The organism is Paenibacillus sp. 1781tsa1 (genome assembly GCF_024159265.1).
Classification (GTDB): Bacteria; Bacillota; Bacilli; order Paenibacillales; family Paenibacillaceae; genus Paenibacillus.
Window position 1 is genome coordinate 3,811,713 of sequence record NZ_JAMYWY010000001.1, and the last position, 19,499, is coordinate 3,831,211.

Annotated in this window: 16 protein-coding genes and 2 pseudogenes; 8 read left to right on the plus strand and 10 right to left on the minus strand. The window is 43.2% G+C overall.

Annotated elements, in window-relative coordinates:
• The first annotated feature begins 12 nt into the window (after window positions 1-12).
• From NKT06_RS16705 to NKT06_RS31925, 5 genes and pseudogenes are all read left to right on the plus strand, one after another.
• Entirely contained in the window at window positions 13-831 is an 819-nt protein-coding gene (locus NKT06_RS16705; RefSeq protein ID WP_483311622.1) for a carbohydrate ABC transporter permease, read from the plus strand.
• Between the two features lie 27 nt (window positions 832-858).
• The gene (locus tag NKT06_RS16710; RefSeq protein ID WP_253436725.1) at window positions 859-1,842 is read left to right on the plus strand and encodes a glycoside hydrolase family 43 protein; all 984 of its coding nucleotides are present in this window, start codon (window positions 859-861) and stop codon (window positions 1,840-1,842) included.
• A 239-nt stretch (window positions 1,843-2,081) separates the two neighbouring features.
• Complete coding sequence (locus NKT06_RS32005) at window positions 2,082-2,474, plus strand: GNAT family N-acetyltransferase (RefSeq protein ID WP_483311577.1); 393 nt, start codon at window positions 2,082-2,084, stop codon at window positions 2,472-2,474.
• 477 nt (window positions 2,475-2,951) lie between these two features.
• Window positions 2,952-4,007, plus strand: a pseudogene (locus tag NKT06_RS31920) (glycoside hydrolase family 127 protein); the annotation flags it as partial.
• A gap of 54 nt (window positions 4,008-4,061) precedes the next feature.
• Window positions 4,062-4,733: a glycoside hydrolase family 127 protein gene (locus NKT06_RS31925; RefSeq protein ID WP_367399898.1), complete on the plus strand. Its 672-nt coding sequence runs from the start codon at window positions 4,062-4,064 to the stop codon at window positions 4,731-4,733.
• Between the two features lie 139 nt (window positions 4,734-4,872).
• Here NKT06_RS31925 and NKT06_RS16725 read toward each other — a convergent pair.
• A pseudogene (locus NKT06_RS16725) lies at window positions 4,873-5,097 on the minus strand (helix-turn-helix domain-containing protein); the annotation flags it as partial.
• A gap of 219 nt (window positions 5,098-5,316) precedes the next feature.
• Here NKT06_RS16725 and NKT06_RS16730 point away from each other — a divergent pair.
• Window positions 5,317-5,517, plus strand: coding sequence for a hypothetical protein (locus NKT06_RS16730; RefSeq protein WP_253436726.1), 201 nt, complete (start codon window positions 5,317-5,319; stop codon window positions 5,515-5,517).
• Between the two features lie 274 nt (window positions 5,518-5,791).
• Here NKT06_RS16730 and NKT06_RS16735 read toward each other — a convergent pair whose 3' ends face one another.
• From NKT06_RS16735 to NKT06_RS16745, 3 genes are all read right to left on the minus strand, one after another.
• Entirely contained in the window at window positions 5,792-6,190 is a 399-nt protein-coding gene (locus NKT06_RS16735; protein WP_253436728.1) for an RDD family protein, read from the minus strand.
• A gap of 255 nt (window positions 6,191-6,445) precedes the next feature.
• Complete coding sequence (locus tag NKT06_RS16740) at window positions 6,446-6,754, minus strand: hypothetical protein (protein ID WP_253436730.1); 309 nt, start codon at window positions 6,752-6,754, stop codon at window positions 6,446-6,448.
• 240 nt (window positions 6,755-6,994) lie between these two features.
• On the minus strand, window positions 6,995-7,297 hold the full coding sequence (locus tag NKT06_RS16745; protein WP_253436733.1) for an ABC transporter substrate-binding protein: 303 nt from the start codon (window positions 7,295-7,297) through the stop codon (window positions 6,995-6,997).
• A gap of 423 nt (window positions 7,298-7,720) precedes the next feature.
• Here NKT06_RS16745 and NKT06_RS16750 point away from each other — a divergent pair, with 423 nt between their 5' ends.
• Complete coding sequence (locus NKT06_RS16750; RefSeq protein ID WP_253436735.1) at window positions 7,721-8,278, plus strand: helix-turn-helix domain-containing protein; 558 nt, start codon at window positions 7,721-7,723, stop codon at window positions 8,276-8,278.
• Between the two features lie 55 nt (window positions 8,279-8,333).
• Window positions 8,334-8,807, plus strand: a complete 474-nt coding sequence (locus NKT06_RS16755; RefSeq protein ID WP_253436737.1) for a YbaK/EbsC family protein — start codon at window positions 8,334-8,336, stop codon at window positions 8,805-8,807.
• Between the two features lie 154 nt (window positions 8,808-8,961).
• Here NKT06_RS16755 and NKT06_RS16760 read toward each other — a convergent pair whose 3' ends face one another.
• The 6 genes from NKT06_RS16760 to NKT06_RS16785 form a co-directional block, all read right to left on the minus strand.
• A complete protein-coding gene (locus NKT06_RS16760) occupies window positions 8,962-11,469 on the minus strand; it encodes a WG repeat-containing protein (protein ID WP_253436739.1) in 2,508 nt (835 codons plus the stop codon).
• Window positions 11,470-11,641: 172 nt separating this feature from the next.
• Window positions 11,642-13,048: a hypothetical protein gene (locus NKT06_RS16765; RefSeq protein ID WP_253436741.1), complete on the minus strand. Its 1,407-nt coding sequence runs from the start codon at window positions 13,046-13,048 to the stop codon at window positions 11,642-11,644.
• Window positions 13,049-13,061: 13 nt separating this feature from the next.
• Window positions 13,062-13,604, minus strand: coding sequence for a sigma-70 family RNA polymerase sigma factor (locus tag NKT06_RS16770; protein WP_253436743.1), 543 nt, complete (start codon window positions 13,602-13,604; stop codon window positions 13,062-13,064).
• A 225-nt stretch (window positions 13,605-13,829) separates the two neighbouring features.
• Window positions 13,830-14,108 (minus strand): hypothetical protein, encoded by a 279-nt coding sequence (locus tag NKT06_RS16775; protein ID WP_253436745.1) that lies wholly within the window; start codon window positions 14,106-14,108, stop codon window positions 13,830-13,832.
• A complete protein-coding gene (locus NKT06_RS16780) occupies window positions 14,095-15,927 on the minus strand; it encodes a hypothetical protein (protein WP_253436747.1) in 1,833 nt (610 codons plus the stop codon). Before NKT06_RS16780 ends, NKT06_RS16775 begins: the two co-directional genes overlap by 14 nt.
• A 4-nt stretch (window positions 15,928-15,931) precedes the next feature.
• Complete coding sequence (locus NKT06_RS16785) at window positions 15,932-19,486, minus strand: DUF4132 domain-containing protein (RefSeq protein ID WP_253436749.1); 3,555 nt, start codon at window positions 19,484-19,486, stop codon at window positions 15,932-15,934.
• Between the last annotated feature and the right edge of the window lie 13 nt (window positions 19,487-19,499).

A 19,499-nucleotide genomic window follows, 5' to 3' on the forward strand; every position in this document is an offset into this window, starting at 1 on the left:
AGGAGTGATTTCATCTCTAGAATAGTAATTATTGGTTTATTCATTATACTATTCGTTATAATTATGATCCCATTCTACGCAGTGGCCCTATCTTCCTTTAAACCAGGTGAATCATTAGTTAGATATGGTCTTAACCTAAGTTTGGATTTTGAAATCATGAGTTTTGATAATTTCATCTTTCTGTTTACTGGAGAACATGATTATTTTGTGTGGTTTTGGAATAGTATGATTCTAACAATTATTCAAGTGGTTTTAACACTTTTTGTAAGCGCATTTGTTGCTTATGGTTTTGCAGCATATGATTTTAAAGGTAAGAACTTCCTATTTATATGTGTTTTGCTCATTATGATGGTGCCTTTCGAAATACTGCTGGTTCCTTTGTACAGCCTAATTAATGATTTGGGAATGGTCAATAGCTATTCGGCAATCATTCTACCCGGTATAGCCAATGCCGCGACGATATTTTTCTTCAGGCAGTATCTACGAAGCATACCCAAAGAGATTATTCAATCTGGGCGGGTTGATGGCGCAAACGAGTATGCGATTTATTTCAGACTAATTATGCCGATTATGAAGCCATCGTTTGCAGCAATGGCCATATTGAATGGTATGAATAGCTGGAATAATCTGTTGTGGCCATTCATGGTGTTAGGAGATCAGAGTAAATATACACTTCCAATCGGTTTGAAAACGTTATTAACTCCCTATGGCAATAACTATGATCTATTGATCGTGGGCTCCTTCTTCTCCATCATTCCAATTTTTATACTGTTCATTGCTTTCCAGAAATATTTCATAGATGGTATGACTGCAGGTGCTGTTAAAGGGTAGTAATATTAAGATGAAACAGGTGATAAGATGGAAGTCCAACAACGAGCGTTACATGACATTCAACCATTGATTGAGCAAAGAGCTGATCCTTTTATTTACCGACATTCGGATGGTTATTATTACTTCGTAGCATCCGTTCCGGAGTATGATCGGATTGAAATCCGTAGAGCCCAGAACCTTGAGGGGCTTATTACATCAACTCCTGTAGTGATCTGGAGAAAGCGCGAGACGGGTATCCTTAGTGCCAATATTTGGGCACCCGAACTGCATTTTATTGATGACAAATGGTACGTGTATTTCGCTGCCGCACACACGACGGAAACAAATGAAGGCTTGTTCGACCATCGGATGTACGTGCTAGAGAATGAAAATGCCAATCCGCTCGAAGGCAGTTGGACGGAAAGAGGGCAGGTTCGTACCGAGTGGGAAAGCTTCGCCCTCGATGCCACTACCTTTGAGCATAATGGCAGCCGTTATTACGTATGGGCACAAAAGGATCCGAATATTGAAGGTAACTCTAATCTGTATATATCTAAAATGAGCAATCCGTGGACGCTGATTGGGTCGCAAACGATGATTTCGATGCCGGAATATGACTGGGAGATTATTGGTTATAAAGTGAACGAAGGCGCGGCATTTCTTCGCAAGGGTAATCGGGTATTCCTCTCTTACTCGGCTAGCGCCACCGATTTCAATTATTGCATGGGCCTACTTGAAGCCGATGCGGATGCTGATTTGCTCGATGCCACCTCATGGCGCAAGTCGCAAACACCAGTTCTCTCGACAGATGAGAGCATCTCAATGTATGGTCCCGGTCATAATTCCTTCACGGTGTCAGAGGACGACGAAGAGACGCTATTTGTGTTTCACGCAAGAACGTACAAGAACATTATAGGAGATCCGCTGTACGATCCGAATCGCCATACATTTGTGACAGCGCTTTTGTGGACGGCTGACGGCAAACCCGATTTCAGCGGCTCTGTTGCAGCACTTGCACGTTCTTTACAATGAACGAGTGTCCCAACAAGGTTGGTTGATGGATTTGAGTTCGTTTATCCAACTTGCCAAAGAGAGACAGTTAGAACTTCGAAGGCACCCTACTGGGTGCCTTCGACTTCGTTCAACAGATTATATATTGTAAGTTAAAATGCTCACATAACGAAACCTAGTTTCATCTGATGAAGTAAAAACATTTAGTTATTAGGTTGATCCGAGGGTTCAAATAATAATAAAGAACATAGGGTTTTGGAATGGTTGAACTCGATGTAGTGCAGGCTTTTCATTCTATTATCAGTCAAATCAATTGCGATCAATTGGTATCTCAGGGAGATTTTTTAGTTTGTATTATTGTGGTAACTGAGTATCCTAACATACTATTGGATGTATTTATGGAATTTATAACAGCAACTGTAGAGCACCTTCCTGCAATTGTCCAATTATTAGCGGACGATGGATTCGGTATTACCCTAGAGCGTTATGAAATACCTTTACCCAAAGAATACATTGAGGCATTCGCAAAAACTATGGGTTGCACTATGATTCAACTGAGAACAGATAAACAACGTAAAGATGCTCATAAATTCTATGAACGTCTTGGATTTATTGCTAGTCATGATGGTATGAAACTTGTACTCAGTAAATAAAAAATATGTTAAGCTGACGGGTAACGTTAGCTCAATAAAACACAGAAAGCAGCCGATCATTGAAATTGGCTGCTTTTATTCAACGAACGGGCATATTCCTATTGAAAATCGCTAAACGAGTTTTATTCCCTGCCAAGGACAAAAACTTCTATCGATTGTCGGAATGGACAAGCACATGGTCCTATTACCGTTAAGAAGTACATCTAAAGAATAAAGATGTAATTTAAATCTTAACAGGCAGCATAAATTCTGCACAGTTTTGAAATTTCTTATGGGACAAACAACTCGATAAGATACAAAAACGGGCTTTGAGTCACTTACAGCGAGAGGAACTGTAACGGGCAAGTTTCTGATTTGTTACAAGGTTAGCATATGTACAAGGTTGTAATTATGTAAATTTCAGTTGGAAATGATGATTTCGCCCTGATGTAATGATTTGTAAAATAAGCTTATTAAAAAGAACAAGGAGAGGTTCTCATTCAGGATAGCGATGTTGCGAAATGGATTGAAGCAGCTTCGTACCTGCTCTCCGCGAAGCCCGACCCGGAACTGGAAGTCCTCGTGGATTCCGTTATTGAGACCATAGCTCGGGCACAGCAAGCCGATGGTTATTTGAACACGTACTTTACCCTGCGTGAACCTGGGGCGCGCTGGACGAACCTCGCCGAGTGTCATGAACTCTATTGTGCAGGACATATGATTTAGGCTGGTGTGGCGTACTATCACGCCACGGGCAAGCGCACGCTGCTGGATGTGGTTATTCGCCTGGCGGATCATATAGGCACCGTGTTTGGTACAGAGCCGGGACAATTGCCAGGTTATGATGGACATCAGGAGATTGAACTTGCACTCTTCAAATTGTATGAGACGACAAAGGAAGAGAAATATCTGGAACTGAGCCGTTATTTTCTGGATCAGCGGGGAGCGAGTCCTCATTTTTTTGTAGAAGAATGGGAGCAAAGGGGCCGTACCATACATTTTGGCGAGTTGGACATGGTTCACCGCCACACGTACTCCCAGTCCCATATGCCCATTAGGGAGCAGTCGACAGCAGAAGGTCATGCGGTTCGACTGGTTTACATGTGCTCGGCTATGGCAGATGTAGCTGCGAAGACGGAGGATATACCGCTGAAAGAAGCCTGTGAAAAATTGTGGAGCAACATCGTAAGCAAGCGAATGTACATTACCGGAAGCATTGGTTCATCAGCCAAGGAAGAAGCATTTACAGGCGATTATGATCTGCCTGGAGATACTGCCTACGCAGAGACCTGTGCCTCAATTGGCCTGATCTTTTGGGCGAAGCGCATGCTGCATATGGAGCAGGATAGCCGGTACGCAGATGTTATGGAGTGTGCCCTGTACAATACGGTGATTAGTGGAATGTCCCTGGATGGTCAACGTTTCTTCTATGTGAATCCGCTTGAAGTCGATCCGGAGATTCAACGTGTGAATCCTAATTATGCTCACGTGCGAACACGCCGGCAAGGGTGGTTTGGTTGTGCCTGCTGTCCGCCGAACATTGCTCGATTAATTGCCTCATTGGATCAATATGTATTTACCCCGGCTGTGGAACAGGCTACGTTGTATGTGCAATTGTACATCGGAGGGGAAGGGGAATTCACAAAATTCACACTTCAGGGTAGGAGAGCAGCCCTAACCATGGACTCTGACTATACCTCCACCGGAGATGTGAAGCTGATCGTTCGGCCCGATTCCCCAGAGGGAATGCAGTTTACGATAGCTCTGAGAAAACCGGACTGGTGCAAGATTCCCGAGCTGTGGATTAATGGGGAGAAGACCGAACAGGATGGGTTTACTTTTGAATGCGGTTACATAAAGGTGACCCGTACGTGGAGAGCTGGTGATGAGATCAAGCTTCACTTCCCAATGGAGTTGCTGCGTATGAAAGGGCATGATCACATCAAAGCCACTTTCGGAAAAGTAGCCATCCAGCGGGGACCGTTTATGTACTGTCTCGAAGAAGTCGACAATGGCCGCGGATTGCATCGCATTCATCTGCCTCGGGATGCCGAGTTTCATATCGCTAACGGGGAACAGATGCCTCTGGGGGTCCCGGCACTTACAACCATTGGGCAGAGAATCGCATCCCAAGAAGACTGGGGAATACATCTGTATCGCAGTGAATGTTCACTGGGATACACAGCCTGCCGAGCTTCGGTTCATTCCTTACTTCACTTGGGCCAATGGGCCAATCGGGATGAAGGAGAAATGAGCGTTTGGATTCGCGAAAGCGAATAAGAAGAAGTCTACTAGTGCTGCTGTAAAAAGGTAGGCATAAAGGAAAGCGCCCGATAGACCCAAAATACGAGCTATAGGATAACGTGATCTTTGGTGAGCGGACACTTTTTTTCACGGCATCAGTTCTGATTGTTTCAGTTTATTTATCTGAGTTGGTAAACTTGTTGCGGAAGTTGGAAGGAGAGATGCCCTCTTTTTTCGAGAAACAGGAAGAGAAGTAGGATACATGATTGAAGCCGATCTCTTCGGCGATGCGAGCAACGGACCAGGAGGTTTGCAGCAGCAGCTTTTTGGCCTGTTCGATTCTGTAATGCAGCAGATATTCCATGGGAGTCATGCCATACACTTTCAGCATGCTGCGTGCGTGTCCAGGGACACAAACATTGTTCCATACATAGTCGCTATTATAGCAGCTTTTTTGATTTAAGGAACCAAGTTCTTGTCCCAAGCTGAGGACAAGAACTTGGTTCCTTTGCAGAAAAGGACAAGAACATTGTGTCATTGCGGAATTAGATTGTTAACATCCCGCACGGAGCCAAAGTCAAAAACCAGCCAGCAGATTCGGAGAAGGCATGGCCGCATTATGAACGCTCCGCGCTACTACACTATTCATCAAGCCGCCATGCTGAAGGGCAGCACGATGATTCCGCTGCGCTCCATCATCGTGCCAGGGATCGGTGAGCTGAATCAGCAGGGGAGGAAGGAGAGAACCGGCATGATGTTTGTAATTGTGATGCAAAACTGGCATATAGAGATGAACATAGACATTGTATTTCTCAACTAATGGAACTCAAAAAAACAGATGAATAAGCTGAATTCCCAGTTATATGTCCTTATGCGTATGCCTATGTATTTTGGAGAAAATCTCTGCTGAACAAAGAATATTTTTACTGTGACATTATGTGTATAGCCAAAGTGAAGTTTGGATGGTAGTTGAGTTCCCAGAACATTAATCAACATATGTACAAAATACGAGTTTTGTGAAATAGTACTAATGTTTAAAAAAGCTGCACAGTGATTTTACCCCTGTACAGCCAACTCGAGTTTAATCGTTTCGTTTAATCCCAGACTACTTCTGTTCCTGCAATGAAGTCGTGAATCGCACGTCGATCCTCACGCAAACCAACCATAAAAGCACTTACGATAACTCCGATGCCTAAAGTTATTACATACACAAGTCCGGCCACAACAACTCGCATTAGCATTGTACCAATTTTTGGCGGTTCGTGTGTATCGTAGTTACGGATTCGAATTCCACATATACGTTTTCCAATGGTCCGACCGTACCAGTAAACTGGTAATAAAATTGAATATAACGCACTAAGTAGTTTGGCAATTGGCTCATCCGTATCAAAATTACCCGTAAGCACACCTGCAATAATCACTAACGGAATTGAAATAATAAGACTATCCAGTACATTTGCTCCTAATCTAATCCAAAAACCTGCTTTATACAAAATGTTTTCCTCCAAACTACAATTTTAAACTAAATTTCTAAATTACTTTCTGAACTCCCTTCATTAAAATATCTAACTTTATGTAAACAACTCAAATAGTATAACAGAAAATTTTACCTATTTACGATATAACTCCCTATTTCTTTTCTCTTGGACCATTTGTGAATTTTGTAACATACTTTCAGATGCGCCTCCTGAGTCTCCAATGAAACACCATAATAATTATGTAAACCAAAAAAAGCTACTCAACATTTGTTAAGTAGCCTTCTGTTCGTTCTGCATCTGCCCTCTTCGCCAAATCTTATTCTCTACAATAGTATAGACTAAACCAGCGATGGCAAATATCCATATCGATGTCATTCGATTCAGATGGTATCCATTCACGAAATATGGATTGTACATGAGATCAAAAACCCACAGCCCGCCCCATCCAAACCCAACCATATAGATGAAAGTTCTCACCATAGGAAAGCATACATATTTCCGCAGCAACCATGAGATCGGGCTAAGAATAACAACATAAAAAGCCAGTAAATAGTGACCGAATCCCAGGATAAGCGACAAAATATATATCAGGCCCCCTAGATTACGTAAGCCGTAATACTCTGTCGTCGTAATTTGATACCCTTCTATCCTTTCAAGTATGAGGCCTGCCGTTAAGCTTATCCCGATAAATACAAGTCCTAATACCATGTAACGTTGAACCGCGTTCACCAACATCAGATCACCCCAATGTCTAAACGCAGTCAGAACCACTCAAGTTACATGATTTCGAACAAAATACACAATTACACATAGGCGTTATTAAGTTTTGTTAAATGTTAAAGTTAATCCACACAAGCGGTCCATAAGCTCCATTCTCCCCATGGCTGTGTACGAGTAATTGTAATTTTCGACATTGGAGATTTTATAGATCTTACCATTTTTCACGGCGTTCATGTTATTCCACACCTTGCTATCGACCATCTTGTTCTCACTATTCTCCATTAGCAGCAGACGATCCGGATTGACGGAAACCAGAGCCTCCAACGCGATCTGTTTGCCGCCCCAGCCCTCCGGATCAGGGATACCGTCCGTGCGCTCCAGGCCCCATTCACCGTATAACATCTCAGCTGCACCTTTATTGGATATGTATCCGGAACTTTGGGAACTCAGGTTCTTTATCTCATAGAGCCCTGAATGATCACTACCTCTTCGCTGAGCAATAATACCTCTTCACGGATTTTTGTTGTCTCACAGCTTCTTATAAGCCATATTGGACATATGACCTCGTCGCTTAACTTGAGAATGACTGGTGAAGTATTTACATTCTCACCAAGTAAAAGAAGTGTTGTTGGAGAAAGTTTTCGTTTTTTACATGTATAGATAAATATGACTTCTTTGATCTGTAACTCCCGTAATATTTTCCATTTAGTATGGATAAATATGTGAAGGAGGTACTTACGTCATTAAACTGTCGCCTATTGAATCCGACTGTTAGTATGTTATATTATATTTAAAAATGTTATAACATACAAAAGGAGTGATGTAATGCAATCGCCAGTATTAACTATTGGAGAACGGTTAAAAGAAATACGAGCAACTAGAAATCTTACACTTGAAGATGTTTCTAAACTTACCGATGTAAGTAAGCCTATGCTTGGACAAATTGAAAGAGGACAGTCTTCACCAACGATTACAACTCTTTGGAAAATCGCAGTCGGCTTAAAAGTTCCTTTATCTTTATTATTGGAAGAGCTAGAAGATGAGTACAATGTGGTTGATACACGGTCCAAAGACGCTATCATTGAAAATGATGGAAAAATGAGAGCATTTCCTGTTTTTCCTTTTGACCCTACCCGTAACGTTGAAATATTTTATATCGAATTTGATCCTGGATGTCACCATCCATCTGAAAGGCACCTTGATGGTGTGGAAGAATATGTTTTTGTGGTACAAGGTATGTTAGAGCTGGTAGTCAACACAAAAAAAATTGTTTTAAAAGAAAATCAAGCACTCCGCTTTCGTGCTAATGTTTTTCATTCCTATAATAATCCCTATCAAGAACCATGTGTCATATACAACATGATTTTTTACCCAAGAACATAGGCAAGTTTCATCTATGATCTTCTAGAATAATTTAAAATAATGAGGTGTGATGATTATGGCAATTGAAAAAGTAAAAGATTTTTTTAAACAATATGGTATGGATTCTCAAATTAAAGAATTTGAAGTATCTAGTGCAACCGTGAATTTGGCTGCATCTGCATTAGGTTGTGAGCCGGAGAGAATCGCCAAAACACTTTCTTTTATGGTGAATGGACAAGCTGTTTTAGTAGTTGCTGCCGGGGATGCAAAAGTGGATAACAAAAAATTCAAAGAGTATTTCAAAACAAAAGCAAAAATGCTTTCTCCTGATGAAGCCATTGAGATGGTTGGTCATGCCATTGGAGGTGTTTGTCCATTTGCTATCAAAAATGATGTTTCTGTTTATTTAGACATATCTCTAAAACGTTTTGAGACAATTTATCCAGCTTGCGGGAGTAGCAATAGTGCTATTGAACTTACAATAAAACAATTAGAAAAATACTCTAGTTATTCAGAGTGGATTGATGTATGTAAAGGATGGAATGATTGATTTATAGTAGTTCTATATGGGGTAACGCCAACATTTTGACTGTTTTATACGCTAAGTATTAGCGGACATTTGCTTGAAGCAGGAAAAATCCGCTGTCTTTGTGCCTCAACGTCCTTAGTGTATATTTTCGTTAAAATGTTGGCTGTACCCTCAATCAACTATGAAAAGCTCTCCAGAACGAACCTTCAGTATTAATGATATCCTTGATTTGGACAAATGGAATCGTAAACGTTGGAAACCCCGCCGCATAAGGTGCGATATCATATGGATTGAAATAGAGATGCAACGCATCCGCTGTGACAAAAAACGGCTGATCCGCACTAATCCCCTTATAAGTGTCTGGAAACACATATGAGTATTGAGGATCATTTTTGATCTGATCCCCCACAATCTGGCTTAACACTTTTACATAGTCACTATTCGGTTTAAATAAATCCTTCAGCTCATACAACTGACCATTCGTCAGATTAATGATCGCATAGATCATCGTAGGCATACCATGCGCTGCACCAGCCGGGTAGTTGTAACCTGTGAGTTGCAGTTGCAACAATTGCTGCTGATAGAACGTAATATCAAAATCACCTGTATACGTGTAATCCAGCTGTTGATCGGCAGGAATCGGTTTAACCTGAGAGAGTTGCTTCAACTTGGCATTCAGCGCAAGCTGCTCCGCTTGGTTTGTTAATCCCTCCACCTGAGGATAATATACAAGATAGTCCCTGTTTGGTTTGTACTTCTCTTCGCGAACACGGTACGGCGGATGAAGTGGAACGATTGTATTTTGCCGCCAAATGATCTGTCCTGCCCGGTTCACATAAGATAAACGCTGGTCTACATTTGCCTTAATCAGATCTGGTGCTACAATCTCAAGCGTACCTGAACCTTCTACACGAGGATACCCAACTGCAGGTCTTCCACTCAGATCCAGTAGATAGGTCTGTCTTCCGTCCGATGCAGAAGCCAAGCCATTTTTATAATTGCCTACTTCGCGATATAGGAACTCCGTAAGTCTTCTGCCATTGGTATCTGCAATCGCGTATACAGAGCCAATATACGGCTGCTCCGGATTAATTGCTTGCCCCAGCGCATAACGATGCTCGCCTAGTTCGCGGATGTCATTATACGCGGGTTGAATGATAAACGATCCTTGCGTATTAATGACACCATAGATCGATTTGTAGTCCTCCGCTGTATTGACAATCGCTTGCCCGCCGCTAAAAGGAAATGCCGATGAAAATTTGGGCTGAATGCGAATATTACCCCGTTCGTCGATGTACCCGTATTTACCCGAGGCTTCTTTTTGAAAAGCAAGCAGTCCATCCCCCAGTGGTCCCACATAGGCATATGGATAAGTCGCGAGTCGATGTCCATTGCGATTAATAAGTGCATATTCATTGTCTTTGATCTGCACAACTGCTTTGCCATCTTGAAAATCGTTCGCCGAAGCGAACTGTGCTGGAATCACCTCATTACCCGAGGCATCCAGATAACCATACCGACTCACTGATCCATCTGTCTGACCAGGGTTTGAATCGTAAAACAACGCGCGGCCGTCCTTCATATTCGAGATATACGGGTATGCCCGTTTGGTCAAGACTGTACCTTGTTCATTAATCATCTTAAATCCTTGAGAATCAATCGTGATCGCCCGTTCTTCGGAAAAGGAATTGATGGAATCGTATACAGGTTGAACGACATACTGCCCCTGAAGATTAATTACGCCAGCATGACTATCCTTCACTACTACAGCCAATCCATTGGGCTGAAACTCCTGCGCGTCATCCAGAACCGGCTCAAGCCGAATGTGACCTTGGGCATCCATATACCCCCAACGCGTCCCACTCGTGGTTCGAACGGAGATTGGATATAACCATGTCGTTACCCGGGTATGGCTTATAGGAACCATCGCCTGCTTAATTTTCTTTTCCAGCTCCTGTAATACCTCTCTGGAAGGATACGCTTCCGGGAAACTGAGTGCCTTCTGAACTGAAACGAGTGCTGCCGGATACTGACCTGCATGGTACTGAGCATCCGCAAGGTAATACCAGTAAAAGATATAATCAGGATATTGCTGGGTTAGTTGCTCGTAATATTGCACCACTTTGGGATAATAGGTTGCATATACGTCTGGTGCAGGAACCCATTTTCCATTCTGCCATCGGATAATCTCCACACGATAGGCTTCACCTGTGTCATGTATCCAGAGCGCAATCTCCACCTTGCCATCTCGACCATGTGTACCAGGCATATCTATAATCTCTGCATAGCTATAATATAGATCGTCAGGCGCCAGATCTTTGAGCCCTGATTCAGTCCACTCATATACAGCAAGCTTAGACCAAATAGATCCAATCCGCCAACCAATGATGAGATTGTTCCTTGCCGTTGAAGTTACAGGGGCTGCAGTCATTAAAGTCACTCCATACCCCAATCCCTTAATTAGTGCCATCTTGATCCAATGCCCTTGAACAAATTTCAGAATGAGCAAATACAGCTCACCATTCAACTGATAGACTGCAGCAATTTCCGGCATACCGTCACCGGTAAGATCTGCCGCATAGATCGCTGGGTGTTGAACAGGTTTATCAATAGTGACGACCGTTGCACCAGCCGGAATATGTTGATTCACAATCTGCGTTAACAGCGGTTCGCTCATGGACATCTCAGTTTCCTCCCTTATGACCGCATTCGCCTAATGGTATGCGTCATAAATCGGGATATGACATGTAATTCATTTTATATAAGTTGAACTAAAGAATACTCACACTTACCACTCTGATGGCAGAACAAACTTTCGATCCCGCTTATCCACCGATTTTTGATTCACTTTTTAATTATTTATCTTGCAAAGTTACTTTCTCTCCATTGATTAGCAGGTAGCTCACATCATTCACCGGAATGGTCTTAGTGGATATCCACTTAATGAGATCCTGATCCAGCTGGAGGAAACCGGATGCGCCAGACAACTTTGTACCATCCTTCAGGTGAACTTCAATACTCAAGTCCTCCATCCGAATCTTGCTCAGTACCTCACCTGTAAGCGTGACGCCAACTACGGAAAGGGTTACATTTGCCTGTGAGGCTCCATTTGCATCAAGCTGAACGTTTCCTGTTTTACTCAAACCATTTTCACTCAAGTTAAAGGTCGTTTTCCAATTTCCCCGCACAACTTCACTAATACTCGTAAAGCTGCCTTGAAGTCTCAGCTTATCTAAATTATCAACAGCAGACAGATCATACACAAACTCCTCATAATCTCCTCCGTACCCAACCCCATCTTTCATATAATGTCCATAGCTAATGGAATATTGGGGAATATCGAGCTTTTGACCTTGCTCATCCGTGAAGTAGAAATATCCATGATTATACTCGCCTATCTCATTATTCGGATTAATCTGAATGTGTAACTTGCGCTCCACAAAACCCATATTGGAAATGTGCATCCAATCAATACCCTCAACGGGGACATTCGTTACATCCTGATGCAGTACCGGAATAGGATCGGTTTCCAATTGAATATCGGTTTGACCTCCCAAGCCACTTATACGATCTTGATTCAGGATATCATAGTTATTGTTTTGCTTTTCTTGTAGCAACTGCTCCCAGTCCACTTGTACGTTGTAACCATCTTGAAGTGATGTACCTGACATCAGCGTATTAATCTGAACTGTAATTCGATTTTTGCTGACTTTTCCTTGAATGAGGAATCGGACAATAGCCCTTTTGTTAGCATCATCATAATGAATAATCTGAGCGTTGTTTGCATGACCTCCGGTTACCCTGTAATCATATACATCCAGTGTATCGTCAATGCGATGACCAGTCAGATCCGATAATGAAACATAGATTTCCGTTGTATCTCCGTCCCTGACAGCACCTATAACCTCCATTCGAATCCCTTGATCTTCACTCACCTGGTGAACAGGTTGAAGAATGCCAATCCGATCTGCACCCAGAAAATGAAGAATAGAAGACAGGTCAATGATCCCAGCCGATGCAGCTGCACCTGTAACCAAACATAACGATAACGCAGCGGTTATAGGAATATAGATGGCTTTGCGATACTTTCTCCTCCTATTTATGGACTTCTCGGTCTGTGCGGATGGGTATAAAATGGGTGCATATAAAGATGAACCTGATCTCGTCGTGGTTCTTGTCTCATTTAGCGCCAATTTGTCATAGAATAACTTCTTAATATTTATGAGGTTCTGCTCAGTGAATTTTTTTTCGGATTTTCGCATTTAATCGCCTCCTTTATTTCCTGTTCATCCACCATGTCCTCAATCGTTGCCTGGAGCGATAAAGCTTGTTATGGACTTGCCTAACGTGAAGGGACAATGCTTCCGAGATCTCATGTGGTTTCTGTCCTTCGTAAAACCGACGCTTCATAATTTCCCGTTCCGGTTCTGGAAAAGATTCAATCATGTGATTAAGATCCGTATACATCTCTTTACTGATCATCTGAACCAACAAATCCTCCGTTTGCACCAAATGAATCTCCTCTTCATATGTAAGCTCAGATCTTCGCTTAAGTTTCCTGTAACGATCAATTGCTTTATGTTTGGTGATCAATGCAAGATAGTTTTTCAGGCTACTTCGCCCAGATTGGAACGCATCCGGATTCTGCCAGAAAGCAAAAAATGTATCTGCAACGCATTCTTCAATCTCTTCTGTCGATGCATGATGTAGGATGGAATGAGCAATATTCCATAACAAACCTGCGTAATGATTCATCACCCATTCCATGGCCTCCGGATTACGATTCGCCACTGCCTTTCGTATTTGTTCTTCTTCCACGATTATATATTCCTCCCTTCCATGCTCATATGAGTCACGAATGTTCGTGTTGATCCGTGCTTCCTACCTATATTCGTTTGGCCAATGACTTTTACTTACTCCACGATAAAAAAAAAATTTGCAGTGACCATGGGGCCTTCTGCAAATCTTCTTATATTCTATAATACATCTTATTTATTTCATCATATGGCTTTATGAGAGCTTTGGCTTGGATTACAACCAATATTATGCCTCTTCTTGCACACTGAGCTGTACATATTGGGTGAGACGACAATACTGAAATAACAGCAACTCTTCATTACCTTGTCCAAGAGCCACGCTACGCCCTCCCTTGATGAGGTGATTCAACAACTCATGCAGGAAACTCATCTGCAACCGTAAGGATACCGCTGCGAGCTGCTCAAGTACCTCAATATCCCGGATCGTAAACTGGGATAACCCACGCAGGAGCAACTCTTCTGACCAGCCGTTAATTCTCTGCATGAACTGATTATATTCTTCCAAGTCTGCCCATCCTTCCATTACCGATATCCAGTTTCAGACTGAGCACCGTTTGACCCTTCAGGAAACTGATTGGGCTAATCCGTTTGGGTTCCAGACGCACAAAGGCGTAGAAGTGTTCAAGGGATTGGGAACCATATCCTGACTCCAGTCTTTGGATCATCGCCTGCCAGTCCGATGAATACGGGAGAGTGAGTGCCAGTCTTTCCCCTTCGATATTCTCAACCGTCAGGACAAGCTCCTGCGTTTGTTTGACAAAGCTATGGTCCACAATTCGAGCAACTTTGATCACAGCCAATCGTTCTTTGGGAGCAGCAAACAAGTCGAACGATCGCGATTCCTCTTGAAGTACAGACGTTACATCTTGCATGGTTTTGCCCATATTCAGCGTCTCCACACCCGAACGTGGCAAAATTGTAAGCTTGGCACCTTCCCCGGAGGATATCCGGCGTTCTTCATTCACTTTAACGGAGTGGAATTGAACTTCTTCACCCACAAACTGGCGAAAGGTCAGATTAGGAAGCCATGGTGTGAATGCACTATAATGCTCTGTATATGAGAACTGCTGATCATCATAATATACAGCACGTACGTCGCTATAGGTGTAGATTTCCTCATCATCGAAACAATAGAAATAATAGGTGATACCACGATAACCGGATCGTGTCTCCCACGCATCAGCTCCGAGTCCATACAGGTGAAGTGAAGGAACCGTATAGTATTTACTTCGAAAACTGCCAATGAGCTGACTCTGCTGAATGGCAGACACCTTTTTCTCTTCAAGCACCTGGAGTGCAAGATACAGCTTGCTTACGCGATCCAGCATGGATTGCATGGAGAAACGGATATGTCTGTTGAAAAACAACTGTAGTTCGCCTTGAATCCCTCGCAGACTGCGTTCGATGTCAGGCAGGTTACCACTATGGGCAGCAATGGCCAGTGTCTCCAATTGTGCCATATAGGACTGCGGAAGACGGGCTAATCCCGTCTTTAACAACCCTGCCAGCATCATGCGACATTCCTGCACGGTCTGCAAAGAAAACTTGGCTTCGTACACTCGTCCACTTAATGCATCCGTATCATCCAGCCCTTTTAGTGCACGATACCGTAACAATGCTTCAAGCTTGGCCAGCTTTCCGGCTGTCTGCGGCACCTTGCAAAGAGCTTTCGCAAGACTGACTTCCTCAGTAAAAGACACCTCAATGTTCTGGCTTGTCAGCTGTACCGTAAGAAGTGAATCTTCAATGATCTTCACCTCTTCAGGATACCTTAAGCGGAATACCACTTCCTCTATCATGGAAGCACTATATGGTTTAATTAACACGCTAAGATCAGACTCCGTCATCCAGCGGAAACGAGACTCCATTTCAAGAGATGGCGAATGCGAAACTACGTCTGAATCATCCCTATTTGATCCTACGTTTGACACAAAGTCTGTTACTGTTAAACCTTTTAATACGTCCAAGGAATTCTTTTCCGATATCCCTGAGTCCTTATCTGGCATTTGCTTCTCGTCAACACTGATCGAATCCTCTAACGAATGTTTCCGTTGATCATATAGAATTGAAATCAGCACATGCTTGCAGATATGCTCTGACGGACAGGAACAATTCCAATGATCCAGCGTATCCTCAAGCGTACAGTGTGTCCCATCACTTAACTGGCAACTCACGGATGATTCATTCCATGTGTACGTTACACTTACACCATTGTCCAACTCTTTCAAAGACCTTTTGTATAATCCCTTGTTGGCGTACCGGATCAGATAATCCTCTGTGCACAGCTTCGAAAAAAACCTGAATTTCTCCTTGAATCCACTCACGTCATCAACGCCCCGTTGCTCTCAATATATCGTAGATCGTTTCACTGAATACTCGACCTGGAACGTTGCCCAGAGCAATGGGTTTGTTGTCCCCATAGTAATAATATTGCTTGTTATTCGGTTTGAAGAAATGTAGGGATTCCAGGGTAATGTCATCCAATCCCTCGTAATACGTAATACTCGTACCACTGAATTGCAATTCTGCAACAAGATCTCCGTACTCTTTATAAAATTCATGATACCAGCCGCCGTCCTGTGCAGGCCCTTTGATCCAACCGTATTTTTCCAGTGCTTTGGGGAAAGACGTTGGTGAAAAGTCAGACTCGGGCAGATGATCGTATTCATTCTTCGTTTTATCCTCATCTTCTGGCTGGTGAATCTCACGATTCAGTTGCTCAAACGGCTGCTTGATCTCGTAATCCTCCAACTGCGTTATCCAGCCTTCAAGCGTCGCCTGATCCAGTTCCAATGGGTGTATAAGTCCCACTTGTGCATCTGAAGGCAGATCAACTTCTTCTTCATCCACGGAGTTAAAGGTACCATCCTCCATATAACGGAAGGTGCTGATCAGAGCGCCATCCTCATATGTTCCCCAGATCAAACCAACAGCAAATTTCTGCATGATTACATTTTGTACAAACAGTGCTTTCCACTCATCGGCAGACCATAGACGTTGTTTGGATAATGATTCTTCCAGACGCTGCGCCTGAATGTTAACCATGGATTTGAGATCTTTTTTCAACTGTGTAAAACGTGCCTTCGACTGTGCTGCCAGATCAGCATCATCTTTCTGTGCAGGAGCAGGCAGACTCTTCACGGATTTGCCCGTTTCTTCATTGAGAACAATCACTTGCAAGTCTCCATTGACCTTAACCAGGAAAGAGCGCTCTCCGTAACTCAGCTGCATGGTTCCTTTTTCATCAAAACCAAGTGTAGTGACAAGTCGATCTTCCAATTGCTCCGAAGTAAGTCCCATATTGTCGGCTGCAAGCTGCAACGCTTCTTCTGCTGCACCTTTCACCTGACGGTTCTTCACGCCACGTTTGATTTTATCGATAGCCATAAGAGCGGATGGATCTTTCAGATAAGCGAGCACTTTTACAGCATCTGCTGCAATCGCGCCACGACTGTTCTCTGTCCATTCCTTAATTTGCGGAGCCAGAATATTCACAATCTGAATATCGCCAAAGAGTGCTGAAACATACATCACCCACTTCTCTTTCGCGGGGGCACCTTCCTGAATCCAGACCTGAAGCAATTCACTTGCAAAACGAACGAGTGATGCCTCACTTACGTAGTCCCGTAATTCATTTAATCTTTCATTGGGTCCAGACGTGTGATCCAGCGATTGCACCATAACATATAGCTTAATTCGGTCATCTAATGGCTGATGGTCCTCTGTTCGCATCAGGGAAGGGAGGTCTTTCAGAGACAACCAGCTTAATCTGGATAGCTTTTTGTTATCTGCCTGATCAGCGAGTGCAGCATGAGCATACTCCGGGCTAAGATCTGCGGTATCCAGCAAAATTTGAATCAGGTTCTTCCAATCGGCTGCCTTCTCTTTCTTCAAAAGCTCACCGTACAGCTCCTTGCTGTTTTCCAGACTGCGGATTGCAGTCAGAGCCATCTCTTTGATTCCCGCTTTTTTCTCCGAGAGGTATACGAGCGTATACAAGTCCTGATCAGGAATCCGGTTGAATTCGGCTAAAGCCACGCCGTTCGCCTTCTTGGACGAATCCTGTAGTCCAGCACGAATCGCTTCGGCCAATATTTTCTTCGATAACTCATCACGCTGTTCAAAGGTAATCTCCAGAATTAAAATGCGCGTATCCGTTGGCAGTTTCTTGTACTGTGTCAGTGCATAGTCCAGATTCTGCTGAATGATTCGGCGGTATTCGTCATGTGGCATGGATTTGTATCTATAGTCAGTCATGCCATTGAGTGAGATCAGGCTTGTTAGCAATTTTTCACGTTTCACCTCAGGATCTTGCCCATAACGTTGAAGAAGCTGCTCTCCACTAAACGCGTAAGAATTGTACATGTCTGAGACAATATCCAGCGTCCAATCAGGATGAGTAGTCAGGATTGCGAACCTGCGCATCGCCTCTGAGTCCAAGGGCAGAAAACTAATACTAATGAGGTTGTGAACACGCTTCTTATCCCGATTCAGTTGATTAAACAACCCGCGACTATTCGGGTCCTCCCAATATTCTTCAAGGGTGTTTTCCCCACTTAAATATCTTGCAATCGCAATTCCTTGACGTCCCCCGTCCAAAGGATGCCGCAGAGCGTTGAATACCGCCTGCTCCAATGACTCCTCCGCATTAGGCAATGCCAATCCTTGATCCTCCATGAATTTCTGAATGCAAAGTTTGAGGAATGGCGGTTTGATAATCTCGTATGCTCGAATCGCTTGTTCAGGACGATTTGCGATCGCGGATTGTAACATGTTCCAGGATACCGTGTACGAATTAAGCTCGTCCCGCAACATTTCAACCAACTGATAAGGCTCATCCAGAGGCACAAGTCCAGCAAGCAGATCATTTGGACTCTTTGCTCTAGGCTCCATACTCAGCAAGTAACGGCGAACTTCAAGTGGATAAATCTCATGTAACTGATGCAGGGTATGAAGCAAAACATGCCCAATCTCACTCTTCGCATCAAGAAAACGTTGTTTACCTCCACTAATGTTAATCAGGTACAACAAGGCACTGCTCACCAGTACCATCGTTTGATGGAATACAGCATGTGAACACTGCTCTTTTGAAGAGAAAGACGTATTGGGGTACATCTCAGCTATGAGCTGACTACGCTTCTCCTTGAGGAATTCATCCTTCAATTCCTGGGAAGATCCGTTATGCTTCCCTTGAATGTTACTGACCACTACAGGTTCAATCAACGTATGTAGCTCTTCCCGCAACTTATCTGGATCATTAGCCATCACATGTTGAAACAACGCTGGCAACGATTGAGCAGAAGATTCAACCTCTGCATGAGAAGGGGTATTACTTAGCTTCGAATATAGTTGCAGGAGCATTAATGCATTAATGACATCCCGATAATTCCCCTGACTGTCCGCTTTTTTGGAATCAAAAAGCCACTGGGCACGTTTTAATTTACTCTTCAATTCAGCCAGAATTTCGTTCTCGCCCGCAAACTGTTTGATCTTCTCCAATCGGGCCAACAACCCGCCCATGCGATCAGAACTTTTGCTCTTTCCGCTTAAGCCGTAAGCTTCTGAGTCATTTCCCATACAGATGGTAAAGGCATCCGTTCTCCATGAATTTCGTTTGGAATAATTGGATTCCAGATATATCACAATAGCCCCGGCACGGTAAAAGATATCTCCATCATCTTTTTTGGCGAGCTTCATGAGCAGATCAATCGTCTGATACACATAATGACTTGAATTTCCCATCATATCCGGGAACTTGTCTGATGTTCCCAAGACGTAATCAATAATTTCGGAGCTTCGATCTGTTTTTAATGAATACTCGTTTGAACAAGTTACTGCGAATTTCTCCACCAAAGTTTCTACTGCACGATCTGTGGTAAGCATTACACATTCCTCC